Raw genomic sequence first — 23,482 nt, 5'->3', positions numbered from 1 at the left:
CGGTAGCCAGGCTTCCGGGCGACCGTGATGTCATGGCGAACCCACGGAAGATGTACTGCGAGACGTGCGGGCACGACGAGACCCACCGCACTCTGACAAAGACCGAGCAGGACAAGCTCCGGAACTCCACCGGGCGCAAATACATCGGCGACTTCTTCGTCTGCGACTGCGGGACGCTGCGCACCGGCTTGAGCTCCAACCCCTTCGACCGCCCCAGGAAGCTGAAGGACTGAGCCGCCCGGCTCACGGGGTCACAGGTTGCTGAAGTCCGGGCCCGCCGTCCGCGTCCGCTTGATCTCGTAGAAGCCCGGCACGGAGGCGACGAGCAGCGTGCCGTCCCACAGCTTGGCGGCCTCCTCGCCCTTGGGGGCCGGCGTGACGACCGGGCCGAAGAAGGCGATCTGCTCGCCGTCGGCGCCCGGCACCGCGATCACCGGCGTGCCGACGTCCTGGCCGACCTTCTCGATGCCCTCCTTGTGGGAGGCGCGCAGCTCGGCGTCGAACTCGAAGGCCTCCTGGTCGGCGTAGTCGATCAGGTCGGCGGGGAGGCCGACCTCGGCGAGCGCGGCGGCTATCGCTTCCTTCGTCGGGCCCTGGCCCTCGTTGTGGAAGCGGGTGCCGAGCGCGGTGTAGAGCGGCCCGAGGACCTCGGCGCCGTGCCTCTGCCAGGCGGCGGTGACCACGCGGACGGGCGCCCAGGCCTTGGTGGACAGCAGCTCGCGGTACTCCTCGGGCAGCTCGTCCAGCTTGGGCTCGTTCAGCACGGCCAGGCTCATGATGTGCCAGTGGACCTCGATGTCCCGGACCTTCTCCACTTCCAGGACCCAGCGCGAGGTCATCCACGCCCAGGGGCACAGCGGGTCGAACCAGAAGTCGACAGGGGTCTTCTCGGACACAGCGGACATGGCTCTCCTCGGAAGGTGGTCTTTCACTCGGCAACACCGACGGACGTCCGCCCCATTCCCGGTGTCCGCTGTCAGGAGCGCATGGCAGGATCGGTGCTGTTCGGCCGTACCCATGTCCTTGCCTGTGTCCGAACCTGTGACCGACCCCTCAGACGCCTTAAGGGAGTGCCGCCCGTGCCCGGTGAGAATCTGTCCCGCGACGAGGCCCGGGAGCGGGCAGCCCTGCTGTCCGTCGACGGGTACGAGGTGTCCCTCGACCTGCGGTCCGCGGTCGGGGACGCGGAGAGCGAGCCGCGGACGTTCCGCTCCGTGACCACGATCCGCTTCCGCTGCGCCGATCCGGGCGCCACGAGCTTCGCCGACCTGGTCGCGCCGAGTGTGACGGCGGTCTCACTCAACGGCAAGGACCTCGACCCGGGCAGCGTCTTCGACGGGACCAGGATCCGGCTGGAGGACCTCGCCGCCGAGAACGAGCTGGTCGTCGACGCCCAGTGCCTCTACTCCCGCACCGGCGAGGGCATGCACCGCTTCGTCGACCCGGAGGACGGCGAGGTGTACCTGTACACGCAGTACGAGCCCGCCGACTCCCGGCGCGTCTTCGCCAACTTCGAGCAGCCGGACCTGAAGGCGCCCTACCGCTTCGAGGTCCGGGCACCCGAGGGCTGGGTCGCGTGGAGCAACGGCGTCGGCGAACTGGTCGACGGGGTGTGGAAGTTCGCCGAGACCAAGCCGATCTCGACGTACATCACCGCGATCGTCGCCGGCCCGTACCACTATGTGACGGACTCCTACGAGAGGGTCTTCGAGGACGGTACGCGGCTGGAGATCCCGCTCGGCGCGATGTGCCGCAAGGGGCTGGCCCGGCACTTCGACTCGGACGACGTCTTCCTCGTCACCAAGCAGGGGCTGGACTTCTTCCACGACCACTTCGACTACCCGTACCCGTTCGGGAAGTACGACCAGGCGTTCGTGCCGGAGTACAACCTGGGCGCGATGGAGAACCCGGGTCTGGTGACCTTCCGCGAGGAGTACATCTTCCGCGGCAAGGTGACGCAGGCCGCGTACGAGCGCCGGACCAACGTCATCCTGCACGAGATGGCGCACATGTGGTTCGGCGACCTCGTGACCATGGTGTGGTGGGACGACCTGTGGCTGAAGGAGTCCTTCGCCGACTTCATGGGCACCTTCTCGATGGCCGAGGCGACCCGCTTCACCAACGGCTGGGTCACCTTCGCCAACAACCGCAAGGCCTGGGCGTACCGCGCCGACCAGCTCCCCTCCACGCACCCGATCACAGCCGACATCCGTGACCTGGAGGACGCGAAGCTCAACTTCGACGGCATCACGTACGCCAAGGGTGCTTCCGTGCTGAAGCAGTTGGTGGCGTACGTCGGCCGGGACGCCTTCCTGGAGGGCGCGCGGCGCTACTTCAAGCAGAACGCGTACGGCAACACGCGCCTCGGTGACCTGCTGTCGGTGCTGGAGGAGACCAGCGGGCGCGACATGGCGGCCTGGTCGCGGGCGTGGCTCCAGACGGCGGGCGTCAACTCCCTCACTCCGCAGGTGATCCTGAACGCGGAGGGCCGGATCACCGAGCTGGCCGTGGTGCAGGAGGCGGCCGAGTCGCACCCCGAACTGCGTCCGCACCGGGTGGCGGTGGGCCTGTACCGGCGCTCCCCCGAGGGCGCGCTGGAGCGGTACGCGCGCGCCGAGGTGGACGTGGAGGGCCCGCGCACCGTCGTCGGTGAACTGGTCGGCGTGGACGCCCCCGAGCTGGTGCTGGTCAACGACGACGACCTGACGTACTGCAAGATCCGCTTCGACGAGAACTCGCTCGCCACGCTGCGGGACCAACTCGGCGACATCACCGACCCGTTGGCCCGCGCACTGTGCTGGTCGGCGCTCTGGAACCTGACCCGCGACGCGCTCATGCCCGCGCGGGACTTCGTCGACCTGGTGCTGCGCTTCGCGGGCCGCGAGTCCGACATCGGCGTCCTGCAGATGCTGCACACCTGGGCCAACTCGGCGCTCACCCACTACGCGGCGCCGGGGTGGCGGGAGACCGGCGGGCGTCTGCTCTCGGAGGGCGCGCTGCGGGAGCTGCGGCTCGCCGAGCCGGGCAGCCAGCACCAGCTGACCTGGGCGCGCTTCTTCGCGGCGGTCGCCTCGGACGAGGCCGATCTCCAGCTCCTTCAGGGCCTGTTGGAGGGAACGGCCAAGATCGACGGCCTTGACGTGGACCAGGAGCTGCGCTGGTCGTTCCTGGAGCCGCTGGCCGCCCACGGGGCCGCGGACGAGACCGCGCTCGGGGCCGAACTGGCCCGCGACGACACGGCGTCCGGCAAGCGCCACCAGGTCCGCTGCCTCGCCGCCCGCCCCTCGGCCGCGGTCAAGGCGCAGGCGTGGGCGTCGGTCGTGGAGTCCGACTCCCTCTCCAACGCCCTGGTCGAGGCCACGATCGCGGGCTTCGCCCAGCCGTCGCAACGCGAGCTGACGGCGCCGTACGCCCCGAAGTACTTCGAGGCGATCGAGCGCGTGTGGGCCGACCGCTCCATCCAGATCGGCATGGACGTGGTGAAGGGCCTGTTCCCCACCCTCCAGGACTCGCCCGCGACCCTGGACGCCACGGACCAGTGGCTGGCCGCCCACGAGGACGCGGCGCCCGCGCTGCGCCGGCTGGTCCTGGAGGCCCGGGACGATCTGGCGCGGACGCTGCGGGGGCAGGAGTGCGACGGGGCGGCTGCCGGCTGACGGCAGCCCGGGGCGCGGCTTGAAGCGTGGGGGCACCGGCGATGGAGCCGGTGCCCCCACGCACGGGTGGGCCGCCCCACGCACGAGTGGTTACGAAATTCAGGTATTCAGAGCCGTAACTCTTCGCGTCCCCCATCCGGACCAGCACGAACTGCTCCCTGTCGGCAGTCGAACACTCACCCTTTAGCTCCATCTTGTCCGGATTTGTCGACAGGCGTGTAACAGCGGTTAGAAGGCCGATCCGGGGCGGGAAACCCCGGGTCATGAACCACAACACCCCGCTCTCCCCCCGCCCCCTGCGCCACCTCTCCGACGTCCAGCGCCGCGTCCTGACCGCGAGCCAGCTGCGCGAGCACGGTGTGACGGCCACCGAGACGAACGAGCAGTGCCGTCCGGGCGGCGCCTGGCAGCAGGTCCTGCCGGGGGTCTTCCTGCTGCACCCGGGCCCGCCCACCTCGGAGGAGCGGCTGCACGCGGTCCTGCTGTACGCGGCCCGCTGCCCGGTCCGCGAACTGTCGACCGCGATCCCGGCGCAGCCGGGCTCGGAGGAGGCGCACGCCCCGCTGCGCTACACCGACGCGGTGGTCACCGGCCTGGCCGCGCTCGCCCTGCACGGCTTCACGTCCGCGCCGCCGCTGCTCTCCCTGGACCGGATCGACGTCCTGGTCCCCCGCCTGCGCCGGCTGCGCTCGACGGGCGCCGCCCACGTGATCCGCACGTCCGCCCTGCCCGCCCCCGCCCTCGTCGCGGGCGTTCCGGTCGCGCCCGTCCCGCGCGCCGTGGCCGACGCGGTGGCCGAGCTGACGGACGCGAACGCGGTACGGCGGCTGCTGACGGAGGCGGTACGCGGCGGGCACTGCGAACCGGCCGCGGTGGTGCGGGAGTTGACGCAGGCGAAGCTGCTGGGCCGCCCGCACGTGGTGGACGCGGTCGACTCCCTCATCGCGGAGGGCCGGGCGATCGCGGAGGACCGCCTGTACCGGATGGTGCACGAGCACGGCCTCCCGGACCCGGTCTGGAACGTGGACCTCCGCCTGCCCGGCGGCCCGCACCTCGGCGGCCTCGACGCCTACTGGCCCGACCAGGCCGTCGCGGTCGAGCTGGACACCCGCACCCCGCGCCAGGACGAGGACGCCATGTGGTCCGAGTACGCCCGCAAACGCGAAGTCCTCGAACGCCTCGGCATCACGGTCGTCCACATCACCCCGAAGAAACTCCGGGAATCCCTCGACCAACAGGCCACCGTCGTCCGCACCGCTCTGATGGCCGCGAACGAACGCGACCCGGCCGCCTATGTCGTGGTGCTGCCCCGGTAGTGACGGACCGGGGCCGTATCAGGAGGGGAGAGGAGGGGCCTCCGGGAGACCGGGGGCCCCTCCTCATGCGTGCCGCAGGAGAGCAGGCCGCGGGCTACCCGCCTTCGGGCAACGGGACTCGGGAGAGCTACTTCCCGCAGAACTCCGCCGTCACCACCGCCCCCGCGTCCCCCGACCAGTCGCCGTTGAAGTTGAAGGCGAGGGAGTGGCGGCCGTCGGGGGTGGTGACGGCCAGCGAGGAGGAGCCGTGGATTCCGCCGTCGTGGCCCCAGAGGTGAGGGCCGCAGGGCAGAGAGATGTCGGCGATACCCAGGCCGTAGCGGGCGGTGCCGTCCGTCTTGACCGTGGTCTTCATCTCCTTGAGCTGCTTCGGAGGCAGGAGCTTGCCGCGGAGGAGGGCCGAGTAGAAGCGGTTCAGATCGGCGGAGTCGGAGATCATCTCGCCTGCCGAGGAGGCGAGGGAGGGGTTGAGCTTCGTGACGTCGTAGGTGGGGCCCGTGGTCGTCTCCGCGAGCTTCGAGTAGGCGCGGCTGCTGGGGGCCGGGACCGTGACCCGGGTTCCCGGGACCGACGTGGCGCGCAGGTGGAGCGGTTCGATGATGCGGTGGCGGATCTCCGTCGCGTAGGAGTGGCCCGTCACGCTCTTGATGACCATGCCCGCCAGTACGTAGTTCGTGTTCGAGTAGCTCCAGGACGCGCCGGGCGCGAAGACCGGCTTGTGGGACATCGCGATCCCCACCAGTTGCTCGGGGGCCTTGGTGTCGTAGCGGTGCTTGAAGAAGCCGTCCTTCAGGAAGTACGTACGGCCGAAGGTCTCGTCCGCCGTGTAGTTGTAGATGCCCGAGGTGTGGTTGAGGAGTTGGCGGACGGTGATCTTCCTGCCGTCGTGGCCGTGACCCCGGACCACGCCCGGCAGCCACTTGTCGACCGTGTCGTCCAGCGACAGCTTGCCCTCCGCCTCCAGTTGGAGGAGGACGGTGGAGGTGAACGTCTTGGTGATGCTGCCGACCCGGTAACGGTCCTCGGGCGAACGCGGCTTGCCCGTCTTGATGTTGCCCACGCCCGACGTCGCCTTCCATGTGCCGTGCGCGTCCTTCGCCTGGCCGGCGACGCCCGGAACGCCGTCCTTCACGGCCGCGTCCATGGCCGCCTGCGTCCCGCTGTGGTCGCCGCCGGTTCCTCCGGCGGGAGCCGCCGCCGCGGGTCCCGCCAGGGTCGCGGCTATCGTCACCGCGGCCGCTCCCACCAGTGCCGCCTGCACCGAGGCACGTACTGACATGTCTTCCCCCTCGCCGATGAATGTGGTCGGGGGGAGGGACCGGGCCGGTGTACGTGAAGGTTGCCTCGTGTTACAGCAGTTGAGCGCGTTTCGGCCTTCTTCAGCCCTTCTTGAGGGCTCAGACCTTCCTGAGGGTTCAGCCCTTCTTGAGGATCAGTTCCGTGTTGCGGTCCACCGACGAACCGGACAGGTCCGTCCGCGCGCCGGGGGCGTTGAAGGACAGTTCGCGGTAGAGCGCGGCCAGGCCCGTCTGGGTGAGGTCGGTGTAGTCCGTGCGGTGCGGGGCGCCGGACTCGATGAGGGTGGTGAAGAGGGAGAGCGTGCCGTCGTGGTTGTCCACCAGCTCGATGATGCGGGCGAGTTGGGGGAAGTCGACGTGCGAGGCGGTGGAGATCTCCCAGAAGGAGTGGTGACCGGCGGCCTGGTGGGCGACGATCTCGTTGCGGTGGGTGTGGCCGTTCACCCAGGCCAGCACGTTGCGGTGGTTGCCGAGGAGGCTGACCAGCTCGGCGCCGGTGTGGCGTCGTTCGCGCGGGTGCGCGGGGTCGGTGTGCGGGTTGTCCATCGACTTGCTGGTGTGGTGGCTGAAGACGAGGACGTAGGAGTCCTTGTTCTCGGTCAGCGTCCGCTCCAGCCACTTCATCTGGGCCGTGCCGATGGAGCCGGCGTAGTGACCGCCCGGGTCGGTGGTGTCCAGGCTGATGCCGAGGACGTCCTCGGCGATGCGGAAGGTGTAGTACTGCGTGTTCGCCGCGAGGTTCGCCGACGAGTAGCCGTGCCCGATGGGGCCGGGGCCGGTGTGCGCGGGGTCGAGGTGCGCCCGGAGGTAGTCGGCGGGCGTGAACGGGGCGCGCCGCTCGTCGGGGGTGACCGAGCGCAGGTCGCGGGTGTGGGCCTTCAGCAGGTCCCTGAACTGGATGCCCTTGGGGTCTGTGCCGTTCTTGATGGACTTCCACAGGGCCTTGCTGGTCGCGGCGGGCAGCGACATCAGCTTCTTGCCGCCGGTGGCGAAGTCGGCGAGGTAGGAGTCGCCGTGTCCGTAGCAGCCGAGGGGCAGCGCGTCGTGGTTGCCGACTGTGGAGTACCAGGGCAGGCCGAGGCCGGGGCTCTGCACCTCGCGGATCGCGGCCTCCAGGAAGCCCTGGATGCGCGGGAAGCCGAGCTGCTTGTCGGCGTCGCGCAGGGCCGCGTCGGGCTGCCAGTAGAGCTTGAGGTCGCTGTTCTGGACGCCCTCGTAGTGGCGCGGGTCACCGGAGTTGGGGGTGATGCGCCCGCCGCTCATGACCTTCAGGAACCAGTCCAGCTCTGTCCTGGAGTTGTTGTCGGTGTTGTCGCCGGTGGTCATCACGAAGTGCAGCGGGGAGCCGGTGACGGGTGCTCCCCGCAGCGTGTTGACGCGCTCGACGAGCGAGACGGCGCCCGCGACGGACAGTGTCTCCTGCGGCCGCCAGGCGCTCGCGGTCTGGGACCGCAGGAACTCCAGGCGCAGCGGGTGCTGGGTGTCGACCAGGTGCAGGTCGGTGAACTGCACGAACGAGGCGAGCGCGGTGCGCCGTGCGCTGCGGCCCGACTGCGGCGCGGCGAGGTCTCCGCGCACGATCCGCTTCCAGGCGGGTCCGTCGCCGAGCCGGCGGTAGCCGGAGCTGCCGCGGGGCGTCGCGACGGAGGCCAGCGTGGTGCCGCGGGTGTAGGGGGCCAGGGGTGCGACGGGCGCCTTGCGGGACACGGCGATCGGCGCCTCCTGCGGCGCGGCGGGTGCGTGTCCGGTGGCGGCGTGGGCCGCCGAGTCGGGCCGCAGGGCGTAGCCGACGCCCGCGGAGAGGGTCACCGCTCCGGTGGCGGCCAGGAGGGTGCGGCGGTTGAGGGCCGCGGGTGCGGCGGCGGAAGCTGCGGCGGCGACAGAGCGTATGCGCGGCATGGCGCGATCTCCCCGAGTGCGAACGCGTCGGCGGTGGTCGCGGGGAGTGCGTTGCGCGGACTCCCCGCTCACACTGGATCGTTGGCACCGGGAATGACCTGGACGTTAACTGAGCAGCAACGGGCAACGCCGATCACCGTACGTGGATCTTGGACTACCCTGCGCGGCCACGGAGCCCTCTCCGAACGGCCGGGAGCCGGTCACTCCGCGTTCATCTGCCGGGGTAGTCCACCCAGTCCACCCCCTGATCGCCCCCTAATCCACGGGGTTTTCCCGCTCCTCCGAGCGGGCCGCCGTCCGGCCCAGGACCGGGCGCTGCCGCCACAGTTCCAGGCCTACGTCGACGAGCCCGACCCGCTCCAGCGCGGGCACCTCGTCGAGGGCGTGCCAGGCGGCCATATCGGTGGAGCCGTTCGTCTCGTGGCGGAGTTCGCCGCCGGTGATCCGGGCCTCGTAGACGATCCTGAGGCCCTGGAAGTCGGCGGCGGTGCCGAGCCGGCGGGGGTAGCGGCGCCGGGTGGAGTCGATGCCGAGGAGGGCGAGCGGCTCGACGGTGTAGCCGGTCTCCTCCTCGGCCTCGCGGATGACGGTGTCGTACGGATCCTCGCCGTGGTCCATGCCGCCGCCGGGCAGCGTCCACCGCTTGGTGCCGTCGCCGGCCACCCAGCGGGCCAGCAGCAGCCGTCCGTCCCGTACGCATACGGCGTAGGCCGCCACCCTCAACTCCTTGTGCATGCGCCGACGTTACGACAGGAGAGGGTTGGCCTGTGAATACTCGGGCGCCGTCCAGCGCAGTGGACTCGCGCCAGGGGTCTCCGCGACCGCCTCGACGGCGAAGCGGACGGTCCGCTCCCCGTGCGCGTCGAACTCCGTCCGCGCCCGGCCCGTGAGCTGGAGCACCGCCCCCGAGGTCCAGTCCAGGAAGAGGAGCCCGGCGCGCGGGTCGGCCGACAGGTTGCCGAGGGTCAGGAACATGGAGTTGCCGGGGTAGTCCCGCCAGCTCAGCTCGTTCGGTGAAGTGGCGTGCACGAAGCCGGGGTTGCCGCCCCGGTGGCTGGCGTCGGCGCCGTGCCCGTGCACGCTGGCGATGAAGAAGGTGTCGGCGGCCTCGATGAACTCCCGCTGCGACGGGGTGAGTTCACTGCCGTGCCGAGTCGCCTCGGGGGCCCGCTCGACCCTCTCGTACGTCTCCCTTCTCTGCAGGTACTTCGGGCAGTTGGAGAAGACCTGGTCGGCGTCGATCGCGAGGCCGCGGGCGGTGGGGGTGACCCGTCCGTTGAGGCGCATACGGCGGCGGGTGCGCGGGTCGAGCTCGATGGTGCCGACCGCCGTGCCGGCCGTGGCGAGGGCGGCGGTGAGCGGGTCGCCCTCGCACAGGCCGCCGCGGACCGAGATCCGGTGCGGCCCCGTGGCCCGCACGAACCCGGGTTCGCCGGTGAGCAGTGAGGCCCAGACCGCGCCGGTGTCCGGGTCGGCGGCGCCGATGACCAGCATCGGCTGGAGTTCGAGGAAGGCGGCGGCCACCGGGCGGATGCCCTGCCCGATGGCGCGCCCCACGTGATCGGCGAGGTCGCGGACACCGACCCGGTCCTGCACGGCCCGCGAACCGGAGTGATAGGTCATCGTTTCTCCTAGAAGAACCCGCAGGTCGGAGCCGACTCGGACGGTGCCGAGGCGCCCTCGACACCGCTCGGTGTGTAGATCTCCAGCCGGGTGCCGTCCGGGTCGTGGAAGAAGATGCCGCCGGAGGCCGAGCCCTCGCGGTGGGCGACCACACCCTCGTACGCGAACTCCACCCCGTAGTCGCGCAGGGCCGTCTCGTACGCCTTCACCCGCTCGACCGTGTCCACCTCCAGGGCCAGGTGGTGCAGGCCCGCGCGCCCGCTGTCGTACGCCCCCTCGGCCTGCTGCCAGAGGGTGAGCACGAGCTGTCCGTCGGCGCCGAGGAACGCGTACCTGCGGTCCTCCTCCTTGCCCTCGCCGATCACCTCGAAGCCGAGGACGTCCCGGTAGAAGCCGAGCGAGCGGTCGAGGTCGGTGACGTTGAGGCCGATGTGGCCGGTGCTCAGGGGCATGGTGATCTCCCTCGGGATGACTAACCTGTGTAGATGACTTTAGAGGTTAGACTCAGCGAGTGCAACCAGTCACGTAGTCTTGACCGGTTAGCACGGAAGGGAGTCCTCCATGTCCACCGCCCGCGACCCGCGCCCGCTCACCGGCGAGCCGCTCTCGCTCGACCTGCTGAACACCCGATGGATGCACGAAGGCGCGGTGCAGGATCTGCTGACGGACACGGACGGGCTGGCGGTGTGGCTGGCGGCGGGCGGGCTCGACTTCCCGGCCGACGACGCCGTACTGCGGCATGTGCTCCAGGCGCGCGATGCGCTCCGGAGCGCGGTGGACGGATCCCTGAAGGAGGGTGCGGACCGCGTCGACGCCGTGCTCGCGCACGGCCGGATCCGGGCCACGCTCACCGCCGCGGGGCCGGGCGAGGAACCCGAGTTCAGCGACCCCGCCTGGGGCCCCGCCTGGCTCGCGGCCCGCAGCTATCTGGAGCTGCTGGACACCGCTCCGGACCGCATCCGCCGCTGCGCCCACGGCTCGTGCATCCTGCACTTCTTCGACACCTCGCGGAACGGCACCCGCCGCTGGTGCTCGATGGCGGCGTGCGGTAACCGCGCGAAGGCGTCCCGCCACTACGCGCGCACGAAGGAGAGCTAAGTCGACAAAAAGGGATACCCCTACCGACGGATATGTCCCTTCTTAGCGCGCTATCACTGACGTGGCGCATGGCGGAAGTACGCCATGACTTCATCCCGCCTCGGTCAACTCTCCCCAAACATCTGCCCCTTAGGTAAAGCTGAGCGGTCATCCGGGTTCACATACCGGACTGTCGTGATCGCGTTCCGTGAGTTCAGCGGAACCGGTCACTCCACGCTCGTTCCTTTACCTACAAGGGATGCTGATGACCCCCGACCCTCAGCGCGCTCCGATCTCGGGCGCAAGACGCGTGGCCCGCATAGCCGTGGCCGCGGGCCTGGTGGCCGCGCTCTCCGCGGCCGGGCCGATACCCATGGCCTTCTCCGCGGACACGGACACCGCTCCGGCGGACCCCGCCGTCAAGTCCGCGAGCGCCAAGCTCGGTTCGGACGACGCCGACCTCCTGGCCCAGGCCAAGACGGACGGCGCCAAGAACGTCACGATGATGATCGCCACCGCCCCCGGGCAGACCGAGCAGGTCGCCAAGGAGCTGGACGCGGTCAAGGGCGGCTCGGTGGGCCGTGCGTACGACAAACTCGGCTACGTCCGCGCGACCGTGCCGACCGGCCGGGCCGAGGCGGCCATCGCCGCCGCCGAGAAGCTGTCCTCGGTGCACGGGATCGACCTCCGCCAGGAGATCGCCCTCGACGATCCGACCCCGAGCGCCGACACGGCCAAGGGCGCCAAGGAGCAGGCCACTTCGACGGCCGCGTACGCCGCTCCGGACAAGAACACCCCCGCCGTGAACCCGTACAACCCGTCCTTCGAGACGGGCGCCGTCGACTTCGTGAAGAAGAACACGAAGGCGGACGGCCGGGGCGTCACCATCGGCATCCTCGACTCCGGCGTGGACCTCGGCCACCCGGCGCTGCAGAAGACCACCACCGGCGAGCGCAAGATCGTCGACTGGGTGACGTCGACCGACCCGATCCTGGACAGTGACGCCACCTGGCGTCCGCAGGTCACCCCGGTGTCCGGTCCCACCTTCACCTACAGCGGCAAGACGTGGACGGCGCCCGTGGGCTCGTACCAGGTCAGCACCTTCCGTGAGTCCGCCACCACGGGCGGCGACGCGAAGGGCGACGCGAACCGCGACGGCGACACCACCGACGCGTGGGGCCTGCTGTACGACCCGGCGGCCGGCACCGTCCGTGTCGACCTGAACAACAACAACGACTTCACCGACGACACGCCGATGAAGCCGTACAAGGACGGCTACCAGGTCGGCTACTTCGGCACCGACAACCCGGCGACCGACGTCGTCGAGCGCCAGCCGTTCGTCGTGCAGATCCGCAAGGACGTCCCGATGGACCCCTACGGCGGTGACTGGGTCGGCCAGAAGCGCGACTTCGTCAACATCGGTGTCATCGAGTCCGAGCACGGCACGCACGTCGCGGGCATCACCTCCGCGAACGGCCTGTTCGGCGGCAAGATGAACGGTGCCGCGCCGGGCGCGAAGATCGTCTCGTCCCGCGCCTGCACCTGGACCGGCGGCTGCACCAACGTCGCGCTCACCGAGGGCATGATCGACCTCGTCGCCAATCGCGGCGTCGACATCGTCAACATGTCCATCGGCGGGCTGCCCGCGCTGAACGACGGCAACAACGCGCGCGCCGAGCTCTACACCCGCCTCATCGACACCTACGGCGTCCAGCTGGTGATCTCCGCGGGCAACTCCGGCCCCGGTGCCAACACCATCGGCGACCCCGGCCTGGCCGACAAGGTCATCTCGGTCGGCGCGTCCATCTCCAAGAAGACCTGGGCGTCCAACTACGGCTCGCAGGTGGAGAAGTCGTACGCGATGCTGCCCTTCTCCTCGCGCGGTCCGCGTGAGGACGGCGGTTTCACCCCGACGCTGACCGCGCCCGGCGCCTCGATCAACTCCACCCAGACCTGGCTGCCGGGCGCCCCGGTCGCCGAGTCGGGCTACACGCTGCCGGCCGGCTACTCGATGCTGCAGGGCACCTCGATGGCGTCGCCGCAGGCCGCGGGCGCCTCCGCGCTGCTGCTGAGCGCCGCCAAGCAGCGGCACATCGCCCTCACCCCGGCCACCCTGCGCACCGCGCTGACCTCGACCGCCCACCACATCGACGGTGTGCAGGCGTACGAGGAGGGTGCCGGCCTCATCGACATCGTGGACGCCTGGGACGCCATCAGGGACGGCGCCACCGCCCACGACTACACGGTGAAGGCGCCGGTCGACACCGCGATCGACGGCGCGCTGAAGACCCCGGGCTTCGGCACCGGCCTCTACGACCGCGAGGGCGGCCTCAAGGCGGGCCAGAAGAAGACGTACGACGTCACGATCACCCGTACGTCCGGTCCGGACAAGGCAGTCGGTCACGAGCTGCGCCTCAAGAACAACAAGGCGCGCACCTTCCGGATCCTGGGCAAGGACGAGGTGTCGCTGCCGCTGAACAAGCCGGTGACCGTCAAGATCCAGGCCGCGCCCGAGTCGGCCGGCATCAAGAGCGCGATCCTCGAGGTCGACGACCCGGCCACCGAGGGCGTCGACAAGCAGATCCTGAACACCGTCGTGGTCTCCACGCCGGTCAAGTACACGTTCTCCGCGTCGAGTTCGGTGCAGCGCAACAGCACCCGCTCGTACTTCGTGACGGTCCCCGAGGGCGCAAAGTCCCTGGAGGTCGCCATCGGCGGCCTGGCCGACAAGAGCCAGACCCGCTTCATCGCGATCCACCCGTACGGCACTCCGGTCGACAACACCGGCACGCCGTACTGCTACAACAACTACCTCGACGGCAACGGCTGCAAGGCCGACGTGCGTTCGTACGCGGACCCGCAGGCCGGCGTCTGGGAGATCGAGGTCGAGTCGCGCCGTACGTCGCCGCTGCTCGACAACCCGTACAAGCTGAACGTCGAGGTACTCGGCGCCGCGTTCGACCCGGCGGTCGTGACCATTCCCGAGGCCAAGGTCGGCACCCCGACCGCCGCCTCCTGGAAGGTGACGAACAACTACGCCGCGCTGGACGGCAAGCTGAAGGGCGGCCCGCTCGGCTCCTCGCTGAACGCGCGGCCGACCATCACCGAGGGCGTCACGCAGACCACCACGGTCGACGTGCCCGCGGGCGCCACCTCGCTGGACGTCGCCATCGGCAACGTCTCGGACGCGGCCGCCGACCTCGACCTGACGGTGTACGACGCCGCGGGCACCCAGGTCGGGCAGTCCGCGGACGGTGACTCGGAGGAGGCGGTCTCCATCGCCTCGCCCGCCGCCGGCACGTACACCATCGAGGTCGTGGGCTACTCGGTCCCGTCGGGCTCCACGGCGTACGACTACCAGGACGTGTTCTTCTCGTCCGCGCTCGGTCAGGTCACGGTCGACGAGTCCGCGCCGGTGAAGCTCGCCACGGGCGGCTCGGCGACGGTCTCCGGCTCGGTCACCGCCACGGCCGAAGCGCCGGCCGGCCGGGAGTTCTTCGGCCAGGTCCAGCTGGTGAACGCGCGCGGCACGGTCGCGGGCCTCGGCAGCGTGAAGATCGAGAAGGTCACTCCGTAGTGACCGCGTAGTTCCTACGGTGCTGGGGCGGGCGTCCGGATCGGGCGCCCGCCCCTTCTCATGGGTGGGCCTTCGCCGACCACCCGTTGCCTACTGGCACTTGAGGCCCTTCGACTGGGGCAGCGCCTTGCTGATCCAGGCCCGTTCCCGGGCGATCTCCTTCTCGCCGACGGTCCAGATGTCGGGCCTCGACACGCCCTCGGGAATGCCGATCAGCACGTGCTGCCCCTTGCTCAGGTGCGGTTGCATGTCCTCCAGCATCAGGAAGTCGACCTGGTCCGCGCCCTTCTCCGGCTTGTAGTAGCGGCTCACGTCCAGGGTGATCCGGCTCTGCGAGCCGTCGCCCAGCCGCTCGACCCGGGCAACCGTGCCCTCGACGACGAGCCGGGCACAGGCGAGGTACCCCGGCGCGCTCAGCGAGCGGCCGCCGTTCTTCTCGTCGTGGTCCGCCGCCTTGGCGGCGGACGAGCCCGCGTCGTCCGACGCGCCCCCGACTCCGTTCTGGGCGATCAGCCAGCCCATACCGACGACCACCGCAGCGAAGGCGACCGCGACCAGCGTGCCCATGGCGACGGCTAGCGGCCTGCGGCTGCGGGTCCTGGGAGCCCCGGCCGGACGGCGCGCCCGCCGCTTCGGCGCCCGTACGGGTTTCGCCTCCGCCGCCGGCTGCGCCAGCGCGTCCCCGAGGAGCGTCAGCTGCTCCCGCAGCAGTGCCACGTCCGCGACCGCCGCACGGTGCTCCGTGGCGAACTCCGGATCGTCATGGGCTCCTTCGGGCAGCGGTTCGTCCGTGATCGCGGCCAGCAGCGCGTCCAGTGCCGCGCTGTTCTCGTGTTCGGCCACGTCACACCACCTCGTCCTCGTGCAGGCGTTCGCGCAGTGCGCGGACCGCCGTGTGCAGCCTGCTCTTGACCGTGCCCTCGGGTATGCCGAGCTCCTCGGCGATCCCGCGCACCGGCAGGTCGGCGTAGAAGCGCAGCACGAGGACCTGGCGCTGGGCGTCGGGCAGTTCGTCCAGTCCCTGGGCGACGGCGAGCTGCAGCACGCTGGAGTCCTCGCCCGAGGAGTGCTCCGGCTGCCGCAGCGAGGCGAGGCGTTCCCCGAGGCGCTCCTGACGGCGCTTGGCCCGGTGCCAGTCCATCGCGAGGTTCGAGGCGACGACCGCCGCCCATGCCGACACGTCGCGCGGCGCCTCGTCCCCCTTCGCCGCCCGCTCCAGCAGCCGTAGCCGCACCTGCTGCACTCCGTCCGCCAGGTCTGTCTGCGGCACTCCGCCCAGCGCGAGCACCGCCCGCACCCGGCGTTCCTGGGCCGCGTCCAGAGGGTCGTCCACCCCCTGGGCGTCCCCCTGGCCACGGCGGGCCTTTCTGCGCAGCACAGCCACCCCTCTCCTCGCCGCGTTTCCTCTTGGACGCCGGCGGCGCGGGAAACGTTCGCTCCCTGTCCGAGAAACGTGAGCCGTCCCACTCCGTGAGCTCCGACCGCAAAGGATTGGACACGCGGGCCCGGGTGAGACGCATGATGGAAGCACTGAGCCATGTCACACACAGGTAATACGCAGGTAAAGGGAGTCGCCGTGAAGGTCGGAATCGTCGGAGCCACCGGTCAGGTCGGCACGGTCATGCGCAGCATCCTGGCCGAGCGGAAGTTCCCGGTCGACGAGCTGCGCCTGTTCGCCTCGGCCCGCTCGGCGGGGACGGTCCTCGACGGCATCACGGTGGAGGACGCCACCACGGCGGACTTCTCGGGCCTGGACATCGTGCTGTTCTCGGCGGGTGGCGCCACGTCGAAGGCGCTGGCCGAAAAGGTCGCCTCGCAGGGCGCGGTCGTGATCGACAACTCCTCCGCCTGGCGCATGGACCCCGACGTACCCCTCGTGGTGTCCGAGGTGAACCCGCACGCGATCGCGAACCGCCCCAAGGGCATCATCGCCAACCCGAACTGCACGACGATGGCCGCGATGCCCGTGCTGAAGCCGCTGCACGTCGAGGCCGGCCTCGACGCCCTCGTCGTCGCCACCTACCAGGCCGTCTCCGGCTCCGGTCTCGCGGGCGTCGAGGAGCTCTTCGAGCAGGTGAAGAAGGTCGGCGACGACGCGCCGAAGCTCACGCACGGAGGTACGCAGGCGGAGTTCCCCGCGCCGAACAAGTACGTCGCGCCGATCGCGTACAACGTGCTGCCGCTGGCGGGGTCCATCGTGGACGACGGGCTGAACGAGACCGACGAGGAGCAGAAGCTCCGCAACGAGTCCCGCAAGATCCTGGAGATCCCCGCGCTCAAGGTCTCCGGCACCTGCGTACGCGTCCCCGTCTTCACCGGGCACTCCCTCCAGGTGAACGCCCGCTTCGCGCGTCCACTGAGCCCCGAGCGGGCCGTCGAGATCCTCGGCGGCGCCGAGGGCGTCGTCGTCACCGACGTCCCGACCCCCCTCACCGCCGCCGGGCGCGACGAGTCCTTCGTCGGCCGCATCCGCCGCGACGAGACCGTCGAGAACGGCCTTGCCCTCTTCATCTCCGACGACAACCTCCGCAAGGGCGCGGCGCTGAACGCGGTCCAGATCGCAGAGCTGGTCGCGGCGGAGCTGCGCGGCTGACGGCCGGACGGGCTGGGTAGAGGCGAAGAACTACGGCCGCCGCACCTCGTACAGGAAGCAGCCGTACTCCACCGCCCGGACGTGGACCCACGCCACCTCCGGGTCGGTGAACGCCTCCGTGAAGGCCTCCTCGAACCCCTCGGGGTTCTCCACGAGGCGGCCGCCGAGGATGTGGCCACGGGCGGAGTACCGGCGGACCGTGCGATGGGCTTCCCGGAAGGGGAGCCCATCGCCGTGCGGGCCCGCGCACGCCTCGGCGTGGATGAAGACGGGTCCCTGCTCGTCGTAGGCACCGGGGTCGGTGGCCACGCGCCGCAGCGGCGCGTACGAGACGAGAGCGATCCGCTCGCCCGGGTCGCTGCGCCGCAGACAGCAGCGCAGCGGCGCGCCTCCCTCGTCGTCGGTGAACGGCGCGAGCGGCCGCCCCGCGTCGTCGCGGTCGCGCAGCTCCTTGAGGACGGTCGCCTCGATGGGACGGGCGGTGGATGTCGTAGTGAGCGTCATGCGTCCAGGCTCGCGCCCGCGCACCCCGCCCACCGGCGGGAAACGGACATCGCATTCGGTGCAGGTCCCGTGGAAGGATGGCGCAACCGTCACATAACGAGGAGATGACAGGGTGCCTGGCACAAACCTGACCCGCGAAGAGGCACAGCAGCGGGCGAAGCTGCTCACCGTGGACTCGTACGAGATCGATCTCGACCTCTCCGGCGCGCAGGAGGGCGGCACCTACCGGTCCGTGACCACGGTGCGCTTCGACTCCGCCGAGACCGGCGCGGAGTCCTTCATCGACCTGGTGGCCCCGACCGTCCACGAGGTGACCCTGAACGGCGACCAGCTCCCGGTCGCCGAGGTCTTCAAGGACTCGCGGATCGCCCTTCCCGGGCTTCTGGAGGGCCGCAACGTCCTGCGTGTCGTGGCCGACGCCGCGTACACCAACACCGGCGAGGGTCTGCACCGGTTCGTCGACCCGGTCGACGAACAGGCTTACCTGTACACGCAGTTCGAGGTGCCGGACGCCCGCCGCGTCTTCGCGTCCTTCGAGCAGCCCGACCTGAAGGCGACCTTCCAGTTCACCGTGAAGGCGCCCACGGGATGGACGGTGATCTCGAACTCGCCGACGCCGGAGCCCAAGGACGACGTCTGGACGTTCGAGCCGACGCCGCGGATCTCGTCGTACATCACGGCACTGATCGTCGGCCCGTACCACTCGGTGCACAGCGTGTACGAGAAGGACGGGCAGAGCGTGCCGCTCGGCATCTACTGCCGGCCCTCGCTCGCGGAGTTCCTGGACTCGGACGCGATCTTCGAGGTCACCCGGCAGGGCTTCGAGTGGTTCCAGGAGAAGTTCGACTACGCGTACCCGTTCGCCAAGTACGACCAGCTCTTCGTGCCGGAGTTCAACGCGGGCGCGATGGAGAACGCGGGCGCGGTGACCATCCGCGACCAGTACGTGTTCCGGTCGAAGGTGACGGACGCCGCGTACGAGGTGCGTGCGGAGACGATCCTGCACGAGCTGGCGCACATGTGGTTCGGCGACCTCGTGACCATGGAGTGGTGGAACGACCTCTGGCTGAACGAGTCGTTCGCCACGTACACCTCCATCGCCTGCCAGGCGTACGCGCCGAACTCGCGCTGGCCGCACTCGTGGACCACCTTCGCCAACTCCATGAAGACGTGGGCCTACCGGCAGGACCAGCTGCCCTCCACGCACCCGATCATGGCGGAGATCCGCGACCTGGACGACGTGCTCGTCAACTTCGACGGCATCACGTACGCCAAGGGCGCCTCCGTCCTCAAGCAGCTCGTCGCCTACGTGGGCATGGACGAGTTCTTCCGCGGGGTGCAGGCGTACTTCAAGCGTCACGCGTTCGGCAACACCCGCCTGTCCGACCTGCTGGGCGCGCTGGAGGAGACCTCCGGACGCGACCTGACGACGTGGTCGCAGAAGTGGCTCCAGACGGCCGGCATCAACGTGCTGCGCCCGGAGGTCACCACGGACGCGAACGGGGTCATCACCTCCTTCGCGATCCGCCAGGAGGCCCCGGCACTGCCCACCGGCGCGAAGGGCGAGCCGACGCTGCGCCCGCACCGCATCGCGATCGGCCTGTACGACCTGGACGACGAGAGCGGCAAGCTGGTCCGTGACGAGCGCATCGAGCTGGACGTCGACGGCGAGCTGACGGCCGTGCCCGAGCTGATCGGCAAGCGCCGCCCGGCCGTGTTCCTGCTCAACGACGACGACCTGTCGTACGCGAAGGTCCGCCTCGACGAGGACTCCCTCGCGTTCGTCACCGAGCACCTCGGCGACTTCGAGTCGTCGCTGCCGCGCGCCCTGTGCTGGGCGTCGGCGTGGGACATGACGCGCGACGCGGAGCTGGCCACCCGCGACTACCTGTCGCTGGTGCTGTCCGGCATCGGCAAGGAGTCCGACATCGGTGTGGTGCAGTCGCTGCACCGCCAGGTGAAGCTGGCGATCGAGCTGTACGCCGACCCGAACGCCCGCGAGACGCTGCTGACCCGCTGGACGGACGCCACGCTGGCCCACCTGCGCTCGGCGGCCCCGGCCTCGGACCACCAGCTGGCGTGGGCGCGCGCCTTCGCGGCGACGGCCCGTACGCCGGAGCAGCTGGACCTCCTGGAGGGCCTGCTGGAGGGCCGGGAGACCATCGAGGGCCTGGCCGTGGACACCGAGCTGCGCTGGGCGTTCGTGCAGCGGCTCGCGGCGGTCGGACGCTTCGACGAGGCGGAGATCGCCGCCGAGTACGGGCGGGACAAGACGGCGGCGGGTGAGCGCCACGCGGCGACCGCGCGGGCCGCCCGGCCGACCGAGGAGGCGAAGGCGGAGGCCTGGGCCTCGGTCGTCGAGTCCGACAAGCTCCCGAACGCCGTGCAGGAGTCGGTGATCGGCGGCTTCGTCCAGACCGGCCAGCGCGAGCTGCTCGCCCCGTACACGGACAGGTTCTTCGAGGTCGTGAAGGACATCTGGGAGTCCCGTTCGCACGAGATCGCCCAGCAGATCGCGGTCGGCCTGTACCCGGCCGTCCAGGTCTCCGAGGACACCCTCGCGAAGACGGACGCGTGGCTGGCCTCGGCGGAGCCCAACGCGGCGCTGCGCAGGCTGATCTCGGAGTCCCGCTCCGGCGTCGAGCGTGCGCTGCGGGCGCAGGCGGCGGACGCGGCCGCTTCGTAGCGGGTCCTACGGTGAAGGGGGCGCCCGGCATCATGCCGGGCGCCCCCTTCGCGTGCTCTCAGCGCGCGATCATCCCGCCGGTCACATTGACGAAGGTGCCGGTGATGCCGCCGGCGAGGTCGGAGGCGAGGAAGACGGCGGTGGCGGCGACCTCGTCGAGGGTCGGGTTGCGGCGGGTCATGCGCATCCCGGCGAGGTTGTCGATGATGCCCTGGACGGCTGCGGCGTCGATCGCCGGGTTGACGGCGGAGAGCTTCTCGACGGTGAAGGTCTCGGGCACCCCGGCCGCCCACAGGCCCACGGCCCGCACCCCGCGCGGGCCCAGCTCCACCGCCAGATTCCGCACCAGCGTGTCGATCGCCGCGTCGGCCGGACCCGTGCCGCCCATCATCGGACTGCCGTGCGCGGAGCCGCTGTTGAGGGTGAGGATGACGCCGGAGCCGCGCTCGGCCATCCGGCGGGCGGCACCGCGGGCGGTGATGAAGTTGGCACGTGCGCCGTTGATCACGGGCCGCAGGAAGTCGTCCACGGGCATGTCGGTGAGCGGGGCGCCCTGTACATCGCCGCGCGTGACCAGGTTGAACGAGATGTCGACGTCGCCGACGGCCGCGAGGTGCTCCTCCACGGCCGCCTCGTCGAGGGCGTCGACGACGGCGACCTCGGCGTCCTTGATGTCGCCGGCCACCGCCTCCAGCGTCCGACGGGTGCGCCCCACCAGGTGGACCCGCGCGCCCTGCTCGGCGAAGGCGCGGGCCACCGCACCGCCGATCGAGCCGCCGGCGCCGTACACGATCGCGGTCTTGTCGGTGAGCAGCATGGTGATCTCCTTCAGATTCAGGGGTGTTCCGTATCGGTCGGTCATGGAGACGTACGGCACCCCGGCCGCTCATCGGTCGGCCGGAAGGTCACAGGCGCAGGGGCAGTCCGAAGGCCGGGAAGAGGTGCGGCTCGAAGGACGTGATCTCGACGACCCGGTCGTCGGCGCCGAAGCGCAGGACGTCGAGGACCTGGGCGCGGTAGACGGTCGTGCCGGGCCTGCGGACGTACCCCGCGGCCGCGAGCTGCCCGTTGGCGCGGGCGGGCAGGTGACGCCAGTGACCGAAGAACATCGGGGAGGCGGGGTCGAGGGTGGGCCGCAGGAATTCCTCCAGCGCGTCCCGGCCGACGAACCAGAACGGGTTGGGCGGCATGGTGAGCGTGACGTCCTCGCTGAGCAGGTCGGTCATCGCGGCGAAGTCGAGCCGTTCGGCGGCGGCCATGTACCCCTGCAGAACGGCGCGTTGGCGCTCCGTCGGCTCGGCGGCACGCCAGTCGGCGCGCTGCCGGGGCAGATGGTCGCGCAGGGTGGGGCGGGCCCGCTGGAGGGCGCTGTTGGCCGAGGCCACGGTCAGATCGAGAGCCTCGGCGGTCTCGGCGGCGCTCAGCCCGAGCACGTCGCGCAGGATCAGTACGGCCCGCTGACGGGGCGGCAGATGCTGGATGGCGGCCAGGAAGACGAGCTCCAGGGTCTCGCGGGAGACGGCGGCGACGTCCGGCCGGTCCTCCTCGGCGGCGGGCAGCTCGTCGTCGGGATAGGGCTGCAGCCAGGTGACCCGGGCGGGGGCCTCGGCGCTCCCGTGGTTCATGCCGGGGATCGGTTCGTAGCGCCGCGGTCGGCGGGCGGTACGGCGCTGGAAGTCGAGGCAGGTGTTGGTGGCGATGCGGTACAGCCACGCCCGTACGCTCGCCCGCCCCTCGAACCCGTCCCGGGCCCGCCAGGCCCGCAGATACGTCTCCTGCACGAGGTCCTCGGAGTCGTCGTAGGAGCCGGTCATGCGGTAGCAGTGCACGCGCAGTTCGCGCCGATAGGATTCGACGAGCGCGGCGAAGTCGCCCTCGCTCCCGCCGAGCGCGGATTCCGTAACGGGCGCGGGTGTGACGGAATCCCGGACCGGGTCCGCCTCCTTCGCGGTGTCCCGGGCGACCCGGGCGACGCGGCGCAGCCGCCCGACGGAGGTCGCGAGATCCGCCACTCCGGCGTAGAGGACGGAGGGCGGTGTCGGCGCGAGCTGCCGCACCTGCTGCCCGATCTCCTCGATGAGCCTCCGTACGCTGGCGGGCTCCTCGGGCGCCTGCCGCTCCCGGTAGGCCTTCTGCCGACAGGCGGCGGAGCAGTACACCGAGCTCCGCCCCGCCCGCCCGACGCGCGCGGGCAGGGGCTTGCCGCACACCAGGCACTCGCCTTCGGCCACGGTGTCTTCGGCCACGGAAAACCTCCGGGGATTCGTCACACGGGAACGCCGTGACGTTACCGCCGACGCCCGGCTACCGCCCCAGCTCTCCCGCCACACGCCGCAGCGCGTCGAGCACCCGCCCCACCGCGGGCGCGTCCTCGGCGCCCCGGCGCACCGCGGCGACCACATGCCGGTGGGGCCGGTCCTCGCCCAGCTCCCGCATGACGACGCCGCCGCGCCCGTCCCGTCGTACGGACGCCATCCGCGGCACCAGCGCGACGCCCATCCCCGCCTCGACCATGGCGAGGATGGCGGTCCAGCCGGCCGCCGAGTGGCCTTGGTGCGGGGTGAATCCGGCGGCCTCGCAGGCGGCGCGGGTGATGTCCGACCAGGGTCCGCTGCCGCCGAAGATCCACGACTCGGCGGCGAAGTCGGCGAGCCGGACGCGGTCGGCGGCGGCGAGCGGGTGCCCGTGCGGCAGGGCGAGGTCGAGGGGGTCGGCCAGCAGGGGGACGCGGGTGAAGCGGGCGTCGGCCGCCGAGGGGGCCTGCGCGGCGAGCGACAGCGCGAGGTCCACCGAGCCCGCGCCGAGCAGTTCGTACGCCTCCGCCGCCTCGGACTCCCGTACCTGCACGGAGATGCCGGGGTGCGCTGTGCCGAGCGCCCGCACGGCGGGGACGACCAGCGCGGGTACGGCCGTGGAGAAGGCACCGACTCGCACCTCCCCCGCCTCTCCCTGGAGATACGCGGTCAAGTCGGCGTCGGCCCGCTCCAGTTGCTCGAAGACGGCTTCCGCGTGGCGCAGCACGAGCTCCGCCGCGTCCGTGAGCCGTACCCGCCGCCCCTGGGCCTCCAGCAGCGGCACCCCGAGCTGCTTCGCGAGATTGGTCAGCTGCTGCGACACGGCCGAGGGGGTCAGCAGCAGGGCCCGGGCGGTCGCGGTGACGGTGCCCTGTTCCCGCAGCGTCCGCAGGATCTGCAGCTTCTTGATGTCCCACTTGTCGTACTCGGCCATGACGGAAACCTATCCCGCGACCTTC

General features: G+C 70.8%; 19 protein-coding genes. 7 read left to right on the top strand and 12 right to left on the bottom strand.

What is annotated here, in order from left to right:
• Window positions 1-32: 32 nt before the first annotated feature.
• Entirely contained in the window at window positions 33-233 is a 201-nt protein-coding gene (locus AB5J56_RS29360) for a hypothetical protein (protein WP_369236686.1), read from the top strand.
• A gap of 18 nt (window positions 234-251) precedes the next feature.
• Here AB5J56_RS29360 and AB5J56_RS29355 read toward each other — a convergent pair whose 3' ends face one another.
• Window positions 252-905, bottom strand: coding sequence for a DsbA family protein (locus tag AB5J56_RS29355; RefSeq protein WP_369236684.1), 654 nt, complete (start codon window positions 903-905; stop codon window positions 252-254).
• A gap of 174 nt (window positions 906-1,079) precedes the next feature.
• On the opposite strand from AB5J56_RS29355, the gene pepN (AB5J56_RS29350) reads away from it, so the two are divergent.
• Window positions 1,080-3,656 carry an aminopeptidase N gene (gene pepN / locus AB5J56_RS29350; RefSeq protein WP_369236682.1) on the top strand — a complete coding sequence of 859 codons (2,577 nt, stop codon included), beginning with the start codon at window positions 1,080-1,082 and terminating at the stop codon, window positions 3,654-3,656.
• 263 nt (window positions 3,657-3,919) lie between these two features.
• Window positions 3,920-4,972, top strand: coding sequence for a hypothetical protein (locus AB5J56_RS29345; protein ID WP_369236680.1), 1,053 nt, complete (start codon window positions 3,920-3,922; stop codon window positions 4,970-4,972).
• Between the two features lie 127 nt (window positions 4,973-5,099).
• Here AB5J56_RS29345 and AB5J56_RS29340 read toward each other — a convergent pair whose 3' ends face one another.
• From AB5J56_RS29340 to AB5J56_RS29320, 5 genes are all read right to left on the bottom strand, one after another.
• On the bottom strand, window positions 5,100-6,251 hold the full coding sequence (locus tag AB5J56_RS29340) for a serine hydrolase domain-containing protein (RefSeq protein WP_369236678.1): 1,152 nt from the start codon (window positions 6,249-6,251) through the stop codon (window positions 5,100-5,102).
• A gap of 136 nt (window positions 6,252-6,387) precedes the next feature.
• Window positions 6,388-8,169 carry a TIGR03767 family metallophosphoesterase gene (locus AB5J56_RS29335; RefSeq protein ID WP_369236676.1) on the bottom strand — a complete coding sequence of 594 codons (1,782 nt, stop codon included), beginning with the start codon at window positions 8,167-8,169 and terminating at the stop codon, window positions 6,388-6,390.
• A 255-nt stretch (window positions 8,170-8,424) separates the two neighbouring features.
• Window positions 8,425-8,904, bottom strand: a complete 480-nt coding sequence (locus tag AB5J56_RS29330) for an NUDIX hydrolase (RefSeq protein ID WP_369236674.1) — start codon at window positions 8,902-8,904, stop codon at window positions 8,425-8,427.
• A gap of 9 nt (window positions 8,905-8,913) precedes the next feature.
• Window positions 8,914-9,792 carry a pyridoxamine 5'-phosphate oxidase family protein gene (locus tag AB5J56_RS29325; protein ID WP_369236671.1) on the bottom strand — a complete coding sequence of 293 codons (879 nt, stop codon included), beginning with the start codon at window positions 9,790-9,792 and terminating at the stop codon, window positions 8,914-8,916.
• Between the two features lie 8 nt (window positions 9,793-9,800).
• Entirely contained in the window at window positions 9,801-10,244 is a 444-nt protein-coding gene (locus AB5J56_RS29320) for a VOC family protein (protein WP_369236669.1), read from the bottom strand.
• A 109-nt stretch (window positions 10,245-10,353) separates the two neighbouring features.
• Here AB5J56_RS29320 and AB5J56_RS29315 point away from each other — a divergent pair, with 109 nt between their 5' ends.
• A complete protein-coding gene (locus AB5J56_RS29315; RefSeq protein WP_369236667.1) occupies window positions 10,354-10,890 on the top strand; it encodes a CGNR zinc finger domain-containing protein in 537 nt (178 codons plus the stop codon).
• Between the two features lie 244 nt (window positions 10,891-11,134).
• Complete coding sequence (locus tag AB5J56_RS29310) at window positions 11,135-14,446, top strand: S8 family serine peptidase (protein ID WP_369236665.1); 3,312 nt, start codon at window positions 11,135-11,137, stop codon at window positions 14,444-14,446.
• Window positions 14,447-14,536: 90 nt separating this feature from the next.
• On the opposite strand, the gene AB5J56_RS29305 is transcribed toward AB5J56_RS29310, so the two are convergent.
• Together AB5J56_RS29305 and AB5J56_RS29300 are read right to left on the bottom strand one after the other, a co-directional pair.
• The gene (locus tag AB5J56_RS29305; protein WP_369236663.1) at window positions 14,537-15,289 is read right to left on the bottom strand and encodes a hypothetical protein; all 753 of its coding nucleotides are present in this window, start codon (window positions 15,287-15,289) and stop codon (window positions 14,537-14,539) included.
• A 1-nt stretch (window position 15,290) separates the two neighbouring features.
• Window positions 15,291-15,830 (bottom strand): sigma-70 family RNA polymerase sigma factor, encoded by a 540-nt coding sequence (locus tag AB5J56_RS29300; protein WP_369236661.1) that lies wholly within the window; start codon window positions 15,828-15,830, stop codon window positions 15,291-15,293.
• A 192-nt stretch (window positions 15,831-16,022) separates the two neighbouring features.
• On the opposite strand from AB5J56_RS29300, the gene AB5J56_RS29295 reads away from it, so the two are divergent.
• Entirely contained in the window at window positions 16,023-17,039 is a 1,017-nt protein-coding gene (locus AB5J56_RS29295) for an aspartate-semialdehyde dehydrogenase (protein ID WP_369236659.1), read from the top strand.
• A 30-nt stretch (window positions 17,040-17,069) separates the two neighbouring features.
• Here AB5J56_RS29295 and AB5J56_RS29290 read toward each other — a convergent pair whose 3' ends face one another.
• The gene (locus tag AB5J56_RS29290; RefSeq protein WP_369236656.1) at window positions 17,070-17,543 is read right to left on the bottom strand and encodes a DUF1203 domain-containing protein; all 474 of its coding nucleotides are present in this window, start codon (window positions 17,541-17,543) and stop codon (window positions 17,070-17,072) included.
• Window positions 17,544-17,655: 112 nt separating this feature from the next.
• On the opposite strand from AB5J56_RS29290, the gene pepN (AB5J56_RS29285) reads away from it, so the two are divergent.
• The gene (gene pepN / locus AB5J56_RS29285; RefSeq protein ID WP_369236654.1) at window positions 17,656-20,229 is read left to right on the top strand and encodes an aminopeptidase N; all 2,574 of its coding nucleotides are present in this window, start codon (window positions 17,656-17,658) and stop codon (window positions 20,227-20,229) included.
• A 58-nt stretch (window positions 20,230-20,287) separates the two neighbouring features.
• Here pepN (AB5J56_RS29285) and AB5J56_RS29280 read toward each other — a convergent pair whose 3' ends face one another.
• From AB5J56_RS29280 to AB5J56_RS29270, 3 genes are all read right to left on the bottom strand, one after another.
• Window positions 20,288-21,046 (bottom strand): SDR family NAD(P)-dependent oxidoreductase, encoded by a 759-nt coding sequence (locus AB5J56_RS29280; RefSeq protein WP_369242873.1) that lies wholly within the window; start codon window positions 21,044-21,046, stop codon window positions 20,288-20,290.
• 88 nt (window positions 21,047-21,134) lie between these two features.
• Window positions 21,135-22,475, bottom strand: a complete 1,341-nt coding sequence (locus AB5J56_RS29275) for a sigma-70 family RNA polymerase sigma factor (RefSeq protein WP_369236652.1) — start codon at window positions 22,473-22,475, stop codon at window positions 21,135-21,137.
• A 58-nt stretch (window positions 22,476-22,533) separates the two neighbouring features.
• The gene (locus tag AB5J56_RS29270; protein WP_369236650.1) at window positions 22,534-23,457 is read right to left on the bottom strand and encodes a LysR substrate-binding domain-containing protein; all 924 of its coding nucleotides are present in this window, start codon (window positions 23,455-23,457) and stop codon (window positions 22,534-22,536) included.
• Window positions 23,458-23,482 lie beyond the last annotated feature (25 nt).

It is taken from the genome of Streptomyces sp. R21, from assembly GCF_041051975.1.
GTDB lineage: Bacteria > Actinomycetota > Actinomycetes > Streptomycetales > Streptomycetaceae > Streptomyces.
This window is presented reverse-complemented; position numbering and strand designations above follow the sequence as displayed.